Source organism: Pseudoalteromonas sp. 120-MNA-CIBAN-0494, from assembly GCF_040308885.1.
In the GTDB taxonomy this organism is placed as follows: Bacteria; Pseudomonadota; Gammaproteobacteria; order Enterobacterales; family Alteromonadaceae; genus Pseudoalteromonas; species Pseudoalteromonas nigrifaciens.
This window is the reverse complement of sequence record NZ_JBEOOE010000118.1, coordinates 1-289: the sequence shown is the minus strand read 5'-3', so window position 1 is coordinate 289 and position 289 is coordinate 1. Positions and strand designations below refer to the sequence as shown.

Below are 289 nucleotides of genomic sequence, written 5' to 3'. Positions count from 1 at the left end.
CTTTCTGAGCTGATTGCTTTTATCAAACGCACGCACAAAGCTGGTGAGCCAGACCAGAAACTGTTGGAAATGATCAATGACCTGGAGACCACCCCGCAAAAACGCGAGGCGTTGTGGGAAGCGATCCTTCCTGTATTTCAGAAAACCGTTGATGACCCCATGAAGGAGCACAAGCTCGACGCCATGGTGTCGAACTTTCTGTCCCACAACTATTTTTACAGTGCTGCGGCCGGGTACCCCGGTATATCCGTTCCATCAGGCATGGATGATGAAGGTATGCCGACAGCAC

The 289-nt window shown here is 51.2% G+C and carries 1 protein-coding gene; it reads left to right on the top strand.

From position 1 onward, the window contains the following. On the top strand, nt 1-289 hold a 289-nt coding region (locus AAEY55_RS18205), incomplete at both ends, for a hypothetical protein (protein ID WP_350552633.1).